Genomic DNA, 16,697 nt, shown 5'->3' on the forward strand with positions numbered 1-16,697 from the left:
TTTGTGTTTTTCGTCTTGTAAAGATAAGTTTTTCTTTATAAATTTATCAAAATCCGACGCTTCCAACTTTACAATAGTTTTAAGAAAACATCGTTCAATAAATGTTAAATTGCCGAACAAATTCAAAAAATATCGCATGGATCAGATAAAAATTTTATGGGTTGACGACGAAATCGATCTGTTGAAGCCGCACATCCTTTTTCTTGAAAAGAAAAATTATAACGTAACAACCTGTAACAATGGCCGCGATGCTGTTGATATTTTCGAAGAAGGCAATTTTGATATTGTATTCCTTGATGAGAATATGCCCGGAATGAGCGGACTGGAAACCCTGCAGGAAATTAAAGAGAAAAAATCTTCCACGCCGGTAATTATGATTACTAAAAGTGAGGAAGAATACATTATGGAGGAAGCCATCGGGTCTAAAATTGCCGACTACCTGATCAAGCCCGTAAATCCAAACCAAATATTGTTGAGTTTAAAGAAAAACCTTGACCATTCCAGACTTGTTTCCGAAAAAACAACATTAGATTACCAAAAGGAGTTCCGTAAAATTGCCATGGAACTTGCGATGGTCAATAGTTATGAAGACTGGATTGAAATGTACAAAAAACTGTTGTTTTGGGAGATTGAGCTCGAGGACATCCAGGACCAGGCCATGATTCAGATTCTCGAATCCCAAAAAGTCGAGGCCAACAGCCAGTTTGGAAAATTTATAGAACGCAATTATGAAGATTGGTTTGCACCAAAAGCAGACCGTCCGGTGATGTCGCACACACTTTTTCGTGAACTTGTTGTGCCTGAATTAAAGAAAAAAGACCATCCGGTGCTTTTTGTGGTGATTGACAACCTGCGTTACGACCAATGGAAAGTTTTTGAAAGCGTCGTAGCCAATTACTATAAATTGGAAAAAGAAACACCGTATTACGCGATTTTACCGACGGCGACACAATATGCCAGAAATGCTATTTTTTCGGGATTACTGCCTGCCGACATGGAAAAGCAGTACCCGCAGTATTGGAAAAACGACGTAGAGGATGGTGGAAAAAACCTGTATGAAGCAGAATTCCTTACCGAACAGTTGAGAAAACTGGGACTTAGCAGCCTGAAACAGGACTACTTTAAGATTACAAACCTTGCAGGCGGTAAAAAACTGGTTGAAAATTTTAAGTCGTTAAAATCCAATGACCTGGTTACTGTGGTCTATAATTTCGTTGATATGCTTTCGCATGCCAAGACCGAAATGGACGTTGTGAAAGAGCTGGCTTCCGATGACAAAGCCTATCGTTCGTTAACATTAAGCTGGTTCCGGAATTCGCCTTTGCTCGAAATCATACAGCAGGCACAAAAGCTTGGTTTCAAACTCATTATTACCACAGATCACGGTACCATTAATGTGAAGAATCCATCAAAAGTAATCGGTGATAAAAACACCAGCCTGAACCTCAGGTATAAAACCGGACGCAGCCTGACTTATGAGGACCGCGACGTATATGCGGTAAAAGACCCGAAGAAAATTGGTCTGCCTTCCATCAACATGAGCAGTTCTTATATCTTTGCGAAAAATGATTTGTTCCTTGCCTATGTCAACAACTACAATCATTACGTGAGTTACTACCGAAATACATATCAGCATGGTGGGATCTCACTGGAAGAAGTGATTGTGCCATTTTTAGTCTTTAATCCGAAATAAATTGTTTAAAACCTAAAATACACCAACACTTTGGAAATTATTTTTTCCCTCGACGAAATTGGACAGGCCGCGCAGCATGTTCTCGCCCAAAACCCGAAAAAAGTCATTTTATTTAACGGCGATATGGGCGCCGGAAAAACGACTTTCATCAAATCATTATCGAAGCAGCTGGGCGTTACTGACGCGACCAGCAGCCCGACGTTCTCACTAGTGAATGAATACGATGCGGCCGAGGGCCATAAAGTGTTCCATTTTGACGTTTACCGGTTGAAAAATGAAGGGGAAGCCTATGACATGGGGATGGATGACTATTTGTACTCTGGGGAATGGTGTTTCATTGAATGGGCAGAGAAAATCCCAAGCCTGATTCCGCAGCAACATTCGACAATCCACATCAGCGTGCTCGCTGACGGAAGTCGGAGGCTGCTGCTGCAATAGCTGTGAACTTACTTCTCCGAAAATTTCTGTAAATTTTTCGTGGACCGCGTTGAGCCCGGCCAGAAGGGCGCGCCACAGTACTGCTCGTAATAACTTAAATTTGTTCCAGATTGGGTAATGGCATTGCCAGATGGTAACTTTTTTATAAATTAGGGCAAAATTACACCAAGCCCTATGTCACTGACCCCGTTTACGAAGCAGCAATTACTGCCTCAGGAAGAAAAGCTGGAAATTGCCAGGCATAAAAGCGAACTTTTTATCGGTATCCCTAAGGAGACCAGTTATCAGGAAAGAAGGATATGCCTCACGCCCGATGCGGTAAATTCGCTATGCTCCCATGGGCACCGCATCATGATTGAGGCTGGTGCAGGCCTTAGTTCCAGTTACTCAGACAAAGAATACAGCGATGCCGGCGCAGAGGTAACGCAGGATACGAAGAAGGTTTTCAGTTGTCCCATTATTTTAAAAGTCGAACCACCAACCGCTGACGAAATCAAGATGATGAATCCACAGACGATTTTGATTTCGGCAATACAACTCAAAACGCGGAAGGCAGGCTATTTCGAGGCGTTGCATAAAAAGAAAATTACGGCGCTGGCCTTTGAATTTATAAAGGACGATGATGGTTCTTACCCTGCTGTGAAATCATTGAGCGAGATTGCAGGCACTGCCTCGGTCCTAGTTGCCGCGGAACTGATGATTGACAATGCCCATGGAAAAGGGCTTTTGTTCGGTAATATTACCGGGGTCCCTCCTACTGATGTGGTGATTCTTGGTGCGGGCACTGTCGGTGAATTTGCGGCAAAGACCGCGATTGGACTGGGCGCCAGTGTGAAAGTATTCGACAATTCGATTACCAAACTCAGGAGACTGCAAAACAACCTGAATTCCAGGATATTTACATCGACCATACAACAGAAAGCCTTATTGAAAGCGCTTCGCAGGTGTGATGTCGCTATTGGTGCCATGCGCGGCAAAGACCGCTGTCCTGTCGTAGTGTCGGAGGATACGGTGGCCCATATGAAAAAAGGAGCCGTTATTGTTGACGTCAGCATTGACACGGGTGGCTGTTTTGAAACGTCGGAAATCACGACACACGAAAACCCAACATTTGTAAAACATGACGTAATCCATTATTGCGTGCCGAACATTCCGTCCAGATATTCCAAGACCGCCTCATTGTCAATCAGTAATATCATTACGCCGTACCTGATCCAGATTGCGGAAGACGGCGGCGCAGAGAGTGCGATACGCTGTAATAGCGGCCTGAAACACGGTGTCTATTTTTACCACGGTATTTTGACAAACAAAGCGATTGGAGAATGGTTTGGGATTGCGCACAGCGACATCAATTTAATTGTGTTTTAATCCGCGTTAACGTACCTTTGGCGAAATTTATTTCCCTATGAAATTTTACACACGACTGGCTTACTACCTTAGCGGCTTTGCGATTGGCATGATATTCCTGTTTTTTATTTTGAATGGTAAGGAAACCAGCTGCAGTTATTTCCCCAATGCCCGCGTTTTAAAACACCTGCGCGAAGTTCCTTTTAAGTACTCTGACCTTGCTTTGCAGAAACTCAGCGAAAAATGGGTGGATACCGCAGATGTCAGGAAAACACTTACTTATGGCGATGTCGATTTTGAAAAAAGCAATATCAAGCTGAAAGCGGGCAAGCTATATACCATCTACGGTAAGAACTCAAAAGGAGAAGCCATCACGCTGGAAGTCATCAATTATGATGATGCGGCGGAACTTCGCGACATCAAAAAGCAATAATAATTTTGCAATTCCCTTGCGGATTTGAATTGTAAACGTATATTTGCAGACACAATTCAGGGCAATTAGCTCAATTGGTTCAGAGCATCCCGATTTTCATCGGAAGTGGTCGGAAGAAATTAAAGAATGTTAGGGCGATTAGCTCAGTTGGTTCAGAGCATCTGGTTTACACCCAGAGGGTCGGGGGTTCGAATCCCTCATCGCCCACAAGTTTAATTACAAATGGTTTCAAAAGCCGATAAATCTTATGGTTTATCGGCTTTTTGCTTTGGTGCCTATTTCAAACTGTTCATTTAATCTTATTTCTTAAGAGACAAAAGCGAGACCCAAAATATTACTGAAATCAGGGTCTCGCTTAAAACCTTTTAAAGCTTGCAACATCGAGTATCTAAAGCCTGTTCAATAACCTGTTCAAAATTTATACATCTTGTTTGCTATCGCTCAGAAAGATAAATTGAATAATAATTAAAAGGTTAACACATAAAAGATAGGCTATAAATATTGACACCTTGTAGGAAGCACCTCTTTGGCCAAACCGATCGTGACAGAATGCTTATCCCAATTTACCAAGCGCATAATGATAAGATCAAAGGGCTCCTTGGAAATGGATACGCACCGGGAACACTTGAACATTTCAAAATTTCCCTAAAATACCTTAAAGAATTCCCAATTTGGAAATACGATGTTAAGGACATTGCCATTTCTAAAATCGATGTTGCAATGATTACCGAGTTTGATTTCTATTTAAGAAGTGAAAAGAATTGCAACAACAATACTGCTGTTAAGTATGTCCGAAAATTTAGGAAAATCATCAAAATTTGTCTCAATAACGACTGGCTTGAGAAGGATCCATTTGTTAAGTACGATGGAAAAATGAAAGAAGTTGAAACCGAATTTTTAACCGATGAAGAAATCAAAGACATTTACTCAAAGAAATTCCGTACACCAGGATTGGAACGCGACATTGTTATTTTCTGCGCCTTTACTGGCCTTGCTTAGTTTGATGTAAAAGGACTTCACCGCGATCATATTGGAATTTGGTGGCGATGGACAAAAATGGATATTTAAAAGAGATTGGCTACTTTTGCCAAAATACAAAGGAAATCGCTTTTCACATGGCCAGGCATACATTTGCAACTTCTGTCACGCTGACAAACGAAGTTCCAATTGAAAGCGTTAGCAAAATACCAGGTCATAAAAGTATCCAAACCACTCAGCATTATGCACGAGTGCTTGACAGCAAAGTTAGCAAAGACATGCAAAATTTGCGGGCTAGGTTTACAACTGTCAATCACTCTTACCTATTATTACACGAATAAACGATCTTTACTAAAAGACATTATCAATGACCAACGAAATTAAAACCCTGTTCCCCACTTTTTCAAAACCGCTGCTCGAAGATATCGACAACAACGCCGTATTCCAGACGGTACACTCAGGTGACGTAATCATGCGCACCGGCCAATACATCAAAAGTACCGTACTGGTACTGAGTGGCACTATCAAAATTTACCGTGAAGACGATAACGGCGGTGAATTTTTTATGTACTACCTGCAACCCGGACAGGCCTGTGCGATTTCAATGATTTGCGCGACCAAAAGCGAAAAGAGCCAGATTATGGCCAAGGTTGTCGAGGATGCCGAATTGGTGATGGTGCCACTTCCACTCATGGACAAATGGATGATGCAACACCGTTCATGGTATGAATTCGTGATCGATACCTACCGAAGCCGTTTTGAAGAGGTTTTAGAGGTGATCGACAGCATTGCGTTTCGTGCCATGGACGAACGCCTGGAGTTTTATCTTAAGCGTCACAAAGAAGCCTTAGGCAGCTATGACCTAAAATTATCGCACCAGGATATCGCTTCGGAACTCCATACTTCACGCGAAGTGATTTCAAGATTATTGAAAAAAATGGAGCAACGCCAACTGCTCAAGCTGCACCGCAACCATATCGAGTTGCTTAAATAAATCACTGTGTGATAAAAGTTACAGTCCACCGGAATTTATAGCGCAATATTTACTTAAATTTATTAAAGATGGAATATTTTGGCTACCTCGCTTCGGTAATAATTGGGATTGCACTAGGTTTGATTGGTGGGGGCGGCTCCATTTTAACCGTACCCATTCTGGTATACCTGTTCAAAGTAAATCCCGAAAATGCAACGAGCTATTCGCTATTTATCGTCGGCATCACTGCAATGGTCGGTGCTTATAGGCATTATAAGCTTGGCAACCTCAAAATACAAGCGGCCCTCATTTTTGCCTTTCCGTCGATAATTTCACTGCTGTTTGTCCGCAAGTTGCTGCTTCCCGCGATTCCCACAAATCTTTTTGAGATCGGCAATGTAGCCGTAACGAAAAACCTGCTGATTATGGTGGTTTTTGCTGCGTTGATGATTGCTGCGTCCACATCAATGATCAGGAAATCCAAAGCCGGTGTTGAAGATGTTGGTGGTGTTAATGCCCTTCGGCTGTCGCTTATAGGGTTTCTGGTAGGCATTGTCACAGGATTCCTTGGCGCTGGCGGCGGTTTCCTTATTATTCCTGCCCTGCTGTTCTTCGCAAAACTTCCGATGAAACAAGCGGTCGGAACTTCATTGCTCATTATTTTTATCAATTCAATGATTGGTTTTGGCGGAGATGTCTTAAGTGGTGTTTCCATCAACTACCAGCTCCTGCTTTCTATTGCCGCAATCGCGATTATCGGAATGCTCATCGGGACAGCCCTGTCCAAAAAAATCGACGGCGCGAGACTCAAGCCCGTATTTGGCTGGTTTGTTTTGGTGATGGGATTATACATCATTGCAAAAGAACTTTTTATACAGTAAAAACCCTATGTGACTTTAGTCACCGGCTATTGCATTGCATCTCCATAAACTTGTATCGAACAAAATAGCAATTGTTCTGGCTGTGTAACAAATGTCACTGTAGCTCAAACTGCTCCACACTAATTTTACAAAAAAATAAAACATGTTCAATTACATCCGAAATATCTTATCCGAAAAATGCCCGCGTTGCCATAAAGGAGAAATGTTCACCCACAAATGGTACCAATTGGGATCCAACAATAAAATGGTCGAGAGCTGCAAAGTTTGCGGACAGCGCACCCAACTAGAGCCTGGTTTCTACCATGGAACAGGCTATGTAAGCTATGCACTGACGGTCGGGTTTTCGATTGTCACATTTGTTGCCTGGATCGCATCAACAGGAATTGGAATCAGAGACAGCCGCATTTTTTATTGGCTCATCTTAAATGTCGTACTGTTGATTCTGCTGCAGCCCTTTTTTATGCGATGGTTACGTTTGTTATGGCTATCGTGGTTTTTCCACGATGATGACAAGTACCATACTCCTGAACCATTGACGGTAAAGGTTCCATCTGAAAATTAATAACTTTTTTTGCAATGTAATATTTGTCACTGTGTGCTGGTGTCCATTGCCGTAATTTTGAATTAAAACCTGATAAAAACAAAACAATGAAAATCGAACAAATTTATACTGGATGCCTGGCCCAAGGAGCCTATTATATCACTTCAGGCAACGAAGCGGCAATCATTGACCCGCTTCGTGAAACACAGCCTTACATGGAACGCCTGGAGCGCGATAAGGTCAGCCTTAAATACATTTTCGAAACGCATTTCCATGCCGATTTTGTTTCGGGTCATCTCGACCTTAGCAATAAAACTGGTGCCGAAATCATTTACGGTCCGAATGCCGTTGCCGATTTTAGGCATATATCCGCCACAGACGGCCAGGAATTCGCCTTGGGAAATGTCCGCATCAAAGTATTGCACACGCCCGGGCATACAATGGAAAGCACAACGTTCCTGCTTATTGATGAAAACGGAAAAGAACACGCTATTTTCTCAGGAGATACCCTTTTTATCGGCGATGTCGGAAGACCAGATCTCGCGCAAAGGGCTGCATCGATGACCAAAGAACAATTGGCAGCTACACTGTTCCACTCGCTGCGTGATAAAATCATGATACTGCCCGATGACGTAATTGTCTATCCTGCCCATGGTGCCGGAAGTGCCTGCGGAAAAAATATGAGCAAAGAAACGGTCTCTACGATTGGCGAACAGAAGAAATTGAATTACGCGCTGCGTGCAGACATGACTGAAAGCGAATTTGTAAAAGAAGTCACTGACGGGCTATTACCGCCGCCTGCTTATTTCGGGATGAATGTTGCCATGAACAAATCGGGCATTGCAAGCTTTGAAAGCGTATTCAACAATGGCATGAGAAAAATCGATGCCGACGAGTTTGAAGCGGTAACCAAAGAAACAGGCGCTTTAATTCTTGATACGAGACCCAATGAAATTTTTTATAAGGGTTTTATTCCTCAATCTATAAATATCGGAATCAACGGTGATTTTGCACCTTGGGTTGGTGCGCTGATTGCAGACGTAAACCAGCCAGTGATTTTGGTAATCGAGCGTGGCTTTGAAGAAGAGACCGTGACCCGTTTAAGCCGTGTGGGTTTCGACAACATCATCGGGTACATCAATGGCGGTTTCGAAGTCTGGAAAAAAGCTGGATATGACTTCGACACCATCGACCGCATTACAGCAGCAGCATTTGCTGAAAAAGTGAAAATCGGCGAAGATGAGGTCATTGATGTCCGTAAGGAAAGTGAGTACGAATCTGAGCACCTCGAAGAGGCTTACAGCAAGCCATTGGCCTATATCAATGATTGGGTAAAGGATATCAATCTCGAAAAACACTTCTACCTGCATTGCGCGGGCGGTTACCGCAGCATGATTGCCGCATCAATCTTACAGGCACGCGGCTACCATAATTTTACAGAGATTGAAGGCGGGTTCAACGCCATTGCCAATACAGCCTTGCCTAAAACCGATTTCATTTGCCAAAGTAAAGTTTTAAAAACAATTTAAAAAGTAAGATGATGTTCGAAATATTAAAAAACATCTTTTCAAAAAAGGATAATTCAGTAATGGAAAACTTAATTAACGACGGCGCTTTTCTCGTCGACGTACGCTCTGCTGCCGAATTTGCTGAAGGCCATGTCAACGGCTCGGTGAACATACCGGTCGATCAGGTGCAAAGCCAATTAGCCAAATTTAAGGACAAAAAACATATCGTGGTATTTTGCCGCAGCGGTATGAGGAGCAGTCAGGCAAAAAGCACACTCGAAAGAAATGGCTTCACCAATGTCACCAACGGCGGCACCTGGCAGTCAGTAAACAGTTTCATTAACAAATAAAGAAACAGCCATGAAAAAAAATATGGGTACTACAGACAAAACCATCCGCATCATTGTTGCGGTGCTGATTGCAATATTGTATTTCACAGGTGTGATCAGCGGTACACTGGCAATCATTCTGGGCATCGTCGCAGTAATTTTTGTCGCGACTTCGTTAATCAGTTTTTGCCCGCTCTATGCGATTTTAAATATCAATACCTACAAAATTAAACGATAATGCACCAGATTGAAGTCGAAAACCTTAAATGCGGTGGCTGTGCCAACAGTATCGAAAAAGCACTGCTGAAATTACAAAAGGTTGAATCCGTAAAAGTCAATGTGGATAATAACATCATAGTAATCGTTGGTGACGCCGACAGGCAGCAGATTGTGGAAAAACTGGCAGAAATAGGCTATCCGGAAAAAGGAAATAACACTGTTTTTTGCAAAGCAAAATCGTACCTTAGTTGTGCCATCGGAAAACTAAATTAGCAGGCAGCTTAATACCCTAATGGCAATCCAAATTACGCTAAACATGGAAGAAGAAGAAAAATGTTGCGTCGTGTCTTGCGACAAACCCATTGACGAAAATTATTGGAACCAGCAATACGCCGCCAATACTGTCGGTTGGGATTTGGGTGTTGCATCCCCCGCAATCAAGAATTACATCAACAGTTTGCCATCAAAAGACCTCAGCATCCTGATTCCCGGTTGTGGCAACGCTTACGAAGCCGAATACCTTCTTGAAAAAGGATTTACCAATATCACCATAATTGACATTGCGCCGCTGCTGGTTGCCAAACTCCAGAACAAATTTGCTTCTGAAAAAGCAATCACTATTATCCTCGGCGATTTCTTCGACCACAAAAGCAAGTATGACCTTATCATTGAGCAAACCTTTTTTTGTGCGTTGCCACCTCAACTCAGGCAGCGTTATGTATTTCAGATGCACCGGCTGTTAAAAACAGAAGGAACCTTGGCGGGTTTGCTATTCAACCGCAATTTTGAAGACGGGCCGCCATTCGGAGGAAGCAAACCGGAATACGAAGATCTTTTTACAGATACTTTTATGATTACGCAAATGGGTATTTGCCCAAACTCCGTTGAAAAGCGTGCCGGAATGGAATTGTTTTTCGAAATGAAGAAAAATGACAAAAGTACGGTCGCCCTATATCGGATTAGCGGAGTGACATGCAAGGGCTGCAGCAAAACAATAACCGAGAAAATGCGCTCGATTGATGGTGTACTGAATTGCAGCATCAGTCTGGACTTCACGCAAATGTTGTTAGTGAGTGTTGCGCCGGTAGCAATCGACGTATTGAAGGACACAATTTCCTACGACAAAAAGTATCAAATCGAACCAATAGAAACAAGCGAATATGAATGATAAATTCGAAACCATAATCAACTCGGAAATCCCGGTGTTGGTAGATTTTTTTGCCACGTGGTGTGGCCCTTGCCAGATGCTGGGTCCAATCCTAAAGGAGGTAAAGGATAGTCTGGGTGATAGGGTATCGATCATCAAAATCGATGTCGATAAAAATCAGGAGGCAGCAGCGCATTATCGTGTTAAGGGAGTGCCTACGATGATGCTGTTTCAAAACGGCAAGCAGCTTTGGCGACAGTCGGGTGTGCTTTCAAAGGAAGAGATAATCAGGACAATTCTTGAAAAAAGTACTTGGCCCGAACTTCCTAATAAGCCACGCTGAAACCAATTGGCTGGCCATCTTCAAACTTGATCATAAAATTTTTCAAAATGGATAAAATATTTTTTGGCATTATCATCCTGCATTTGGTAATCGGTTTTAGCTGGTTGATATACAAGCTTGAATTTCAAAAAAAGAACCCTAAAAATAAGGATGAATAATAATTATAAATTTAAACAAATGAAAAAAGCAATTGCAATGATGGCACTGGGTGCCTTCCTGTTCTCAGTTAGCGCAAACGCGCAGGAAAAACCAAAACAAAAGAAAAAGGCAAAGACAGAAAAGACCTGTTCGGAAGCGGAAAAGAAAGCCTGCACTAAAGATAAGAAAGCGGGATGTTGCGCTAAAAAATCATAATTTTATAGATTGGTTTTTAAAAAAGATGTTCGGGTAACCGGGCATTTTTTTTTTGCAAAGAATTAACGGCCTGGGTGATAAATATCACATTTAAAGGCAGTTCCATAAAGTACCTTTATCAGGATTTGGTTATCTAACAATAATATTTGTAGAAAAAACAAAATAATAGGGAAGCGCATTTTTATGAAGTAGATGTAAATTGGACAGCAGACCGCAAAGGCACGCTGTGTTCACCCGAATTGATCCAGGAAAATGGACCAACCATCGAAGTGGCAACACCACCCGAATTCCCGAAAGGAATGCCCGGCATTTGGTCACCATATAAAACGCAAAATTTTGCTACAAAATTCGAAATATTGCAACCGCTGATTAACCTTGACGGGTTCTACGGCAGGCAGGCGGCAAAATCAAAAATTACGGGTGTCAGCGACACCGGCCGCGAATCAATCGAAAGCAATTGGTTCGCCGCGGAAAACAACGAAACCGAATCCATACTTTTCTATGCATTCGCCATACCCGAAAATGTGGAAACCCTTTTTAATCTTGCAGCAGCGTTCAACAAGTTGCAGGATACTACATCCCACATTCATGTCGCAATGGTAAACATCGAGCAATTCACCAATATAACAATCTAAATTATGATTAGTCGGATCATACGGGCAATCGCCGGAAGCTTTATCCTCATCAGCATCTTGCTTGCTATATATGTAAGCCAAAATTGGCTGTGGTTTACCGCTTTTTTCGGAGCCAACCTCCTGCAATCGGCATTTACCAAATGGTGCCTTATGGAGGATATTCTGAAAAAAATAGGCATCAAAGACCAGTTCTGATGAAAACATTTTTTTAGTGTTGTCAATTCTGGTGCTTTCCGCTGGAAATAAAGCCGGGGAAGCGAAAGGATTTACTGAACGGTAACATTCCTGTTTTTATAAAAAAGGTAACCTGATAACACAATCAACAAAATTCCAAAAATGACATTGAATAACTTTTGCGGGCTGCAATTAAGTTTGGTGGTTATGCCTCAAATGACAGCCCCAGTTACCCAAAATTCCTGGCGATTAACTCTAAACAATTGAAAAACAAGCAGTAATTACTTCCCAAAATTCCGCGGAGTTTTTGGGAAGTTTTTTTTTATAAGACTTTTTAGAGTAACACCTGTCACTATACCTAATGATATCCATCACTTGAAAAAACTCCAACATGGCACACCTTTGTCTCAGTATTAAACAATAAAGCTAAAATTTAAAATAATGAAAAATAATTACATTTTACTGGCGGTTGCAGTCATCGCGGCGTCATTCAGCACAAGTGCACAAATCCAAAAGGGCAACATGTTAATCGGAGGCAATTTAGCCAACATTAATTTAGGGCTTAATGATCCCAAGATTCTCAGTGCGGAAATCACGCCAAAAGTCGCATGGTTTATCAAAGATAATCTTGCATTGGGTGGCTACATTGATTTTGGCATTGAAACTGCAAAAAACTCGGGAACTACTACCAACTATGGATTAGGAGTTTTAGGCCGCTACTATTTAGGGAAAGAAGTCGAAATCGTAAAACACAGTCGCTTTTTTGGAGAGCTTACAGCCGGCTTCGGTGGTGTAAATGTAAGCGATGCCGACAATACCAATGGACTGAACATTAGTGCCGGTCCCGGGTTTGCCTACTTTATTACACCCAATGTCGGTCTGGAAGTGCTGCTAAAATACAATAGCCTTGTTGGATTGGGAAGTACGCCTTATCAGGGTAATCTGAACTTGGCATTTGGCTTTCAAATTTATCTACCGTGTAAAAGTACCGCCGAGAAAGTAAAAAATGATCTAAAATAAATTGTACCCATCTCCGGGAACATAATGAACTTAGTCAAAATATTCTCCCTTAAAACGGTGAAAATCACTACTGCTGATTCCCGTTTATGAAATAATCAACGCCCGAAATCATTAGTGACTAGTTCAACTTCTGTGCAATTGCGTTGCACGATAAGCTTTAAAATACGTGCCCTTACATTGATTGAATTTAAAATATTGGCGATTTGATACAGATGCGAAATCGAAACCCTTTGAATACACTTTCTTATTACAGATCTTATACAGGGTTAGCGCAGTAAATCTAACCAGCATTGCACACAAAAGCCGAAACTTGCGTTTCGGCTTTTTTAATGGAGCAGCCACTGTAAATTCGTGACTGGTAACATCGTTTCTTTAGCGCAAACTATTTACTGATAACAACCTTATACGTTTTTGAATCCTGTCCGCTGGTAATTTTCACAAAGTAGATGCCATTGTAAACCGAGTCGGTTTCAATAATCGACAAGGTACTCCCCTGCAGGATTTTTGCAGATTTGATCACTTTTCCCAATTCGTCAATGAGTGCAACGTTTAGATCCGTTTCAGTAGCCTGGGTTTGTACAGCAATGAAGTCGGCGGCCGGGTTTGGATATATTGTTATTTTAGCATTATTAAAATCAAACTGGTCATTTCCGAGGTAAGTCGTAGTCCCTGATGGAACGCTGGTGACCGTAGTCGCGGTGACATTGCCATAGAATGTAGGCCCTACAACATACGGGTAAGCCGACTTATGGTTTTCATCTACCGTTGTAAAATAGCAGTATATTCCATTCGGATATTCTGGTGTGATACAAAACCGCCCGTTATGCGCATCGAGATAGGTCGGATCGGATGGGTGTGCAACATATTCATAATCCTCCCTGAAATAACCGTTGAAAATAGTTTGTGTCCCAATTACTTGATTTACCGAGGGCCCATTTGTCCTGGTAGTTTGAACTTTTAGCTGGTAACCCGATTTCATCCGCGCTATTGCTCCGGTACCGTTTGTATTGGTGTAAGCATATGCCCCATAAATAGGAAAACCATCGTAAGCGAAACCCAGCAGCGGAGAATGTTCTGAGGCATTGATAACATATAACCCATCTGAAGGATACAAATCACAAACGTTCGACGTGACAACCAAGTCCAGATTGAAGGCACTGGGGTTTTGATGGTGGTGGTAGTTGCCCATCGCAGGGTGCGCTTTAGCACAATCAAAGCCTGCCCTTTCCGCAGGAATTGCATCTCTGTTCCATGCCTGGGTAGCATTGGGGCCCCCAGGGCAAGGGGAATTTCCTGGTCCGCCGCATAAACTTTGTGAGGTATTGTTCCATGCCACGCCATCACGATAATCAAATAGCGCTACGCCATTCTTAAATATTCCAATGTTTCCGCCTGACGTGGCTGTAGGAGTACCCGTATTTTGAGTGGGCGACAGCGGAAACCGGAAAATTTTATTTTGCGCAGTAGCCAAAGACGGATTTCCATCCTGAAAGGGTCCGGTGATGTAAGCCGGAATACCCGTAGCGGAAACATATACATAAGTGGCATTATACCGAACCGACTGTACATTCGCCTGGACATTGTCTACAATTGGAGTAGAATTACCTGCTACGTAATGCCTGCCAGTGATACCTGTGGTATTCTGCAGCCAGCTTGTAATGATCGGATCAGTTTGTGCGTTTATGAATCCGCAAATAAGAAATGCCATGAACGTAATTTTTTTCTTCATATTCAATTTGTTTTGAGTTCAATAATTTAAAAAATATACCCGTATGCTTTATTGTAATGGTTAGACGATGTAACCTAATTATTCTTGCGCTAATCCTTCAATTTAATTCCTGGGATAGCCCAATGCCGGGTTAAACAGGAATTCACGATCGGTTAACGTCTTTAAAAAGGCTACGATTTCGGTCCTTTCGTTATCTGACAGATGCAACGGCTTTTTTAATTTTGCTGACAGCGTTTTCTGCTGCAAAACACCCGAATTATAGTGGTTAACCACTTCATTTAGGGTCTTAAAACGTCCATCATGCATATATGGGAAGGTGAATTGAATATTCCTCAGCGTCGGTACTTTAAACTTCAGGTAATCCGCTGATTTTTGTGTGATTCTCATCCGTCCGATGTCATTTAACGTGGAATCAGGGGTTAAACCATTGTTCTCAAATTTATCATTCGTAAACAACGGCTCCTGGTGGCAGGAAGCACAATTCTGGCGAAACAGTGCATACCCCTTCTGCTCCACATCCGTGAACTTTTCAGTCCCGTTTATGACATGATCATATTTCGAATTGGATGTCTTTAACATCACTACAAATTGCGCCAGCGCTTTCAACGTCAATTGCCCAGTAATCTTTTGCGGACCGAAAGCGGCTTCAAACAACGCCCTGTATTTCTCGGATTGTTGCAATTTAACAACCACATTAGCGAGGGTTTCGTTCATCTCCGATGCATTCGTGATCGGGTTGACAGGCTGCACTTCAAGATGGTTAACACCACCATCCCACATAAAATTTTTAGCCCAAGCCAGGTTCTGAATCGTCAGTGCGTTCCGCGTGCCAATTTTGCCATCAATTCCATGGCTTAACTGATGATCTACATGCGCAAAGCCGGTTTGCTGTAAATGGCAGCTGGCGCAGGAAATGGTATTGTCTTTGGATAAAATCGGATCATAGAACAGGTTTCGCCCCAATTGAAATCCTTCTTCGGTCAAAGGATTTTTTTGAAAATCGTAAACGGGTTTCGGAAACGACTTTGGCACTTCAAAATAAAGCGGCGTGTTATGCCAACAGGCAAATCCTATCAATGCGATTGAAACAACAGAAACGATTGCAATATAAAATGTACTGTGTTTCATTCTATCGAAAATACTTCTTTGAACATATCGGCAATCGCCATTGCGTTTTTACCCGGCACCATCACCGAATTGATTTTAGCCAGTGCGATATTATCAAACAGCTTCGCCAAATTGATTATCAAGTCGATTTTACTGGGATCTTTTGACGTTAATGCCGGAAGTTCAATCGTCCGGAAGGCATTGAACGGCTGTTGGTATCCCCCAATGTGAAACTGGAACTCACTATTCCGTGTTTTGCAGCTGTTGCTTTTACCTTCCATTTTAAAATTGATATACCCACTTTGCCAGGCCCAATACATGCCGTTCTGTAAGTCCAGATCACCGCCGTTGGCCCCTGATTCATTGGCACCGCCATCAACACCAACGGCAAACCGTATCGTCGAAATTGGGCTATTGTCTTTTGAAGGAACGACGATTTGCAGTGATTGGCTATTTTCAATATCGATTAAATGATAGCTGTCTTTTTCTTTGAAAATGGTTCCGTCGGCAAATGTAAACTCAAGTGCGGACAAGTAGAACTTCAGCATCGTGAACTGCAGCGTATCATTTCGGGAAACATAATGCTGATGCAGCGCCAACGGCTTTTCGCCAAACCGGATATCGCATTTCAGGACAATAGTGTCCGCTGCTGTCTGCGCGGCCAGTGACTGATAACCGAAAATCCCGAGAAATACATACAGTAGTACTTTGACGTTCATAAAAATAATATAGTAATTCTAATGATGCGAAGATAGGCCTCCAGCATCATTTCAATCTATTAGACGCAAATTTTACGCTTTTCATGCGGATAACTTCCTGTTTTTCTTATTACTATAGAAATCGCAATG

General features: G+C 42.2%; 22 protein-coding genes and 1 tRNA gene. 20 read left to right on the top strand and 3 right to left on the bottom strand.

The window, feature by feature from the left end; all coding sequences use genetic code 11:
* The first annotated feature begins 136 nt into the window (after window positions 1-136).
* From CFE23_RS13000 to CFE23_RS13095, 20 genes are all read left to right on the top strand, one after another.
* Window positions 137-1,693 (top strand): response regulator, encoded by a 1,557-nt coding sequence (locus tag CFE23_RS13000; RefSeq protein ID WP_291088705.1) that lies wholly within the window; start codon window positions 137-139, stop codon window positions 1,691-1,693.
* A gap of 30 nt (window positions 1,694-1,723) precedes the next feature.
* Window positions 1,724-2,131 carry a tRNA (adenosine(37)-N6)-threonylcarbamoyltransferase complex ATPase subunit type 1 TsaE gene (gene tsaE / locus CFE23_RS13005; RefSeq protein ID WP_291088707.1) on the top strand — a complete coding sequence of 136 codons (408 nt, stop codon included), beginning with the start codon at window positions 1,724-1,726 and terminating at the stop codon, window positions 2,129-2,131.
* 174 nt (window positions 2,132-2,305) lie between these two features.
* Window positions 2,306-3,499 carry an alanine dehydrogenase gene (locus CFE23_RS13010; protein WP_291088709.1) on the top strand — a complete coding sequence of 398 codons (1,194 nt, stop codon included), beginning with the start codon at window positions 2,306-2,308 and terminating at the stop codon, window positions 3,497-3,499.
* A gap of 37 nt (window positions 3,500-3,536) precedes the next feature.
* On the top strand, window positions 3,537-3,911 hold the full coding sequence (locus tag CFE23_RS13015; protein WP_291088711.1) for a DUF4258 domain-containing protein: 375 nt from the start codon (window positions 3,537-3,539) through the stop codon (window positions 3,909-3,911).
* A gap of 132 nt (window positions 3,912-4,043) precedes the next feature.
* Window positions 4,044-4,118: transfer RNA gene (locus tag CFE23_RS13020), tRNA-Val, on the top strand.
* A 342-nt stretch (window positions 4,119-4,460) separates the two neighbouring features.
* Entirely contained in the window at window positions 4,461-4,910 is a 450-nt protein-coding gene (locus CFE23_RS13025; RefSeq protein WP_291088713.1) for a phage integrase SAM-like domain-containing protein, read from the top strand.
* A gap of 47 nt (window positions 4,911-4,957) precedes the next feature.
* Entirely contained in the window at window positions 4,958-5,230 is a 273-nt protein-coding gene (locus CFE23_RS13030) for a tyrosine-type recombinase/integrase (RefSeq protein ID WP_291088715.1), read from the top strand.
* 26 nt (window positions 5,231-5,256) lie between these two features.
* A complete protein-coding gene (locus tag CFE23_RS13035) occupies window positions 5,257-5,883 on the top strand; it encodes a Crp/Fnr family transcriptional regulator (protein WP_291088717.1) in 627 nt (208 codons plus the stop codon).
* 68 nt (window positions 5,884-5,951) lie between these two features.
* On the top strand, window positions 5,952-6,743 hold the full coding sequence (locus tag CFE23_RS13040; protein ID WP_291088719.1) for a sulfite exporter TauE/SafE family protein: 792 nt from the start codon (window positions 5,952-5,954) through the stop codon (window positions 6,741-6,743).
* Window positions 6,744-6,885: 142 nt separating this feature from the next.
* Window positions 6,886-7,305, top strand: a complete 420-nt coding sequence (locus tag CFE23_RS13045; RefSeq protein WP_291088722.1) for a DUF983 domain-containing protein — start codon at window positions 6,886-6,888, stop codon at window positions 7,303-7,305.
* Window positions 7,306-7,391: 86 nt separating this feature from the next.
* Window positions 7,392-8,813 (top strand): MBL fold metallo-hydrolase, encoded by a 1,422-nt coding sequence (locus tag CFE23_RS13050; protein ID WP_291088724.1) that lies wholly within the window; start codon window positions 7,392-7,394, stop codon window positions 8,811-8,813.
* Between the two features lie 59 nt (window positions 8,814-8,872).
* On the top strand, window positions 8,873-9,142 hold the full coding sequence (locus tag CFE23_RS13055) for a rhodanese-like domain-containing protein (RefSeq protein ID WP_291088726.1): 270 nt from the start codon (window positions 8,873-8,875) through the stop codon (window positions 9,140-9,142).
* Between the two features lie 10 nt (window positions 9,143-9,152).
* The gene (locus CFE23_RS13060; RefSeq protein WP_291088727.1) at window positions 9,153-9,359 is read left to right on the top strand and encodes a DUF2892 domain-containing protein; all 207 of its coding nucleotides are present in this window, start codon (window positions 9,153-9,155) and stop codon (window positions 9,357-9,359) included.
* Window positions 9,359-9,613 (top strand): heavy metal-associated domain-containing protein, encoded by a 255-nt coding sequence (locus CFE23_RS13065; protein ID WP_291088728.1) that lies wholly within the window; start codon window positions 9,359-9,361, stop codon window positions 9,611-9,613. Before CFE23_RS13060 ends, CFE23_RS13065 begins: the two co-directional genes overlap by 1 nt.
* A 43-nt stretch (window positions 9,614-9,656) precedes the next feature.
* A complete protein-coding gene (locus CFE23_RS13070; RefSeq protein ID WP_291088729.1) occupies window positions 9,657-10,508 on the top strand; it encodes a methyltransferase domain-containing protein in 852 nt (283 codons plus the stop codon).
* Window positions 10,501-10,830: a thioredoxin gene (gene trxA / locus CFE23_RS13075; protein WP_291088731.1), complete on the top strand. Its 330-nt coding sequence runs from the start codon at window positions 10,501-10,503 to the stop codon at window positions 10,828-10,830. The genes CFE23_RS13070 and trxA overlap by 8 nt, the downstream gene beginning before the upstream one ends.
* A 177-nt stretch (window positions 10,831-11,007) precedes the next feature.
* On the top strand, window positions 11,008-11,184 hold the full coding sequence (locus CFE23_RS13080; RefSeq protein ID WP_291088733.1) for a hypothetical protein: 177 nt from the start codon (window positions 11,008-11,010) through the stop codon (window positions 11,182-11,184).
* A 239-nt stretch (window positions 11,185-11,423) separates the two neighbouring features.
* Window positions 11,424-11,819, top strand: a complete 396-nt coding sequence (locus CFE23_RS13085) for a hypothetical protein (protein WP_291088735.1) — start codon at window positions 11,424-11,426, stop codon at window positions 11,817-11,819.
* A 3-nt stretch (window positions 11,820-11,822) separates the two neighbouring features.
* The gene (locus tag CFE23_RS13090; protein WP_291088737.1) at window positions 11,823-12,014 is read left to right on the top strand and encodes a DUF2892 domain-containing protein; all 192 of its coding nucleotides are present in this window, start codon (window positions 11,823-11,825) and stop codon (window positions 12,012-12,014) included.
* A 420-nt stretch (window positions 12,015-12,434) separates the two neighbouring features.
* Window positions 12,435-13,013: a hypothetical protein gene (locus tag CFE23_RS13095; protein ID WP_291088739.1), complete on the top strand. Its 579-nt coding sequence runs from the start codon at window positions 12,435-12,437 to the stop codon at window positions 13,011-13,013.
* Between the two features lie 382 nt (window positions 13,014-13,395).
* On the opposite strand, the gene CFE23_RS13100 is transcribed toward CFE23_RS13095, so the two are convergent.
* The 3 genes from CFE23_RS13100 to CFE23_RS13110 form a co-directional block, all read right to left on the bottom strand.
* The gene (locus CFE23_RS13100; protein WP_291088741.1) at window positions 13,396-14,742 is read right to left on the bottom strand and encodes a YHYH protein; all 1,347 of its coding nucleotides are present in this window, start codon (window positions 14,740-14,742) and stop codon (window positions 13,396-13,398) included.
* A 102-nt stretch (window positions 14,743-14,844) separates the two neighbouring features.
* The gene (locus CFE23_RS13105; protein ID WP_291088744.1) at window positions 14,845-15,870 is read right to left on the bottom strand and encodes a cytochrome c peroxidase; all 1,026 of its coding nucleotides are present in this window, start codon (window positions 15,868-15,870) and stop codon (window positions 14,845-14,847) included.
* Window positions 15,867-16,568 (bottom strand): MbnP family protein, encoded by a 702-nt coding sequence (locus CFE23_RS13110; protein ID WP_291088746.1) that lies wholly within the window; start codon window positions 16,566-16,568, stop codon window positions 15,867-15,869. Before CFE23_RS13110 ends, CFE23_RS13105 begins: the two co-directional genes overlap by 4 nt.
* Window positions 16,569-16,697: the final 129 nt, after the last annotated feature.

It is taken from the genome of Flavobacterium sp. BFFFF1 (genome assembly GCF_002256285.1).
GTDB lineage: Bacteria > Bacteroidota > Bacteroidia > Flavobacteriales > Flavobacteriaceae > Flavobacterium.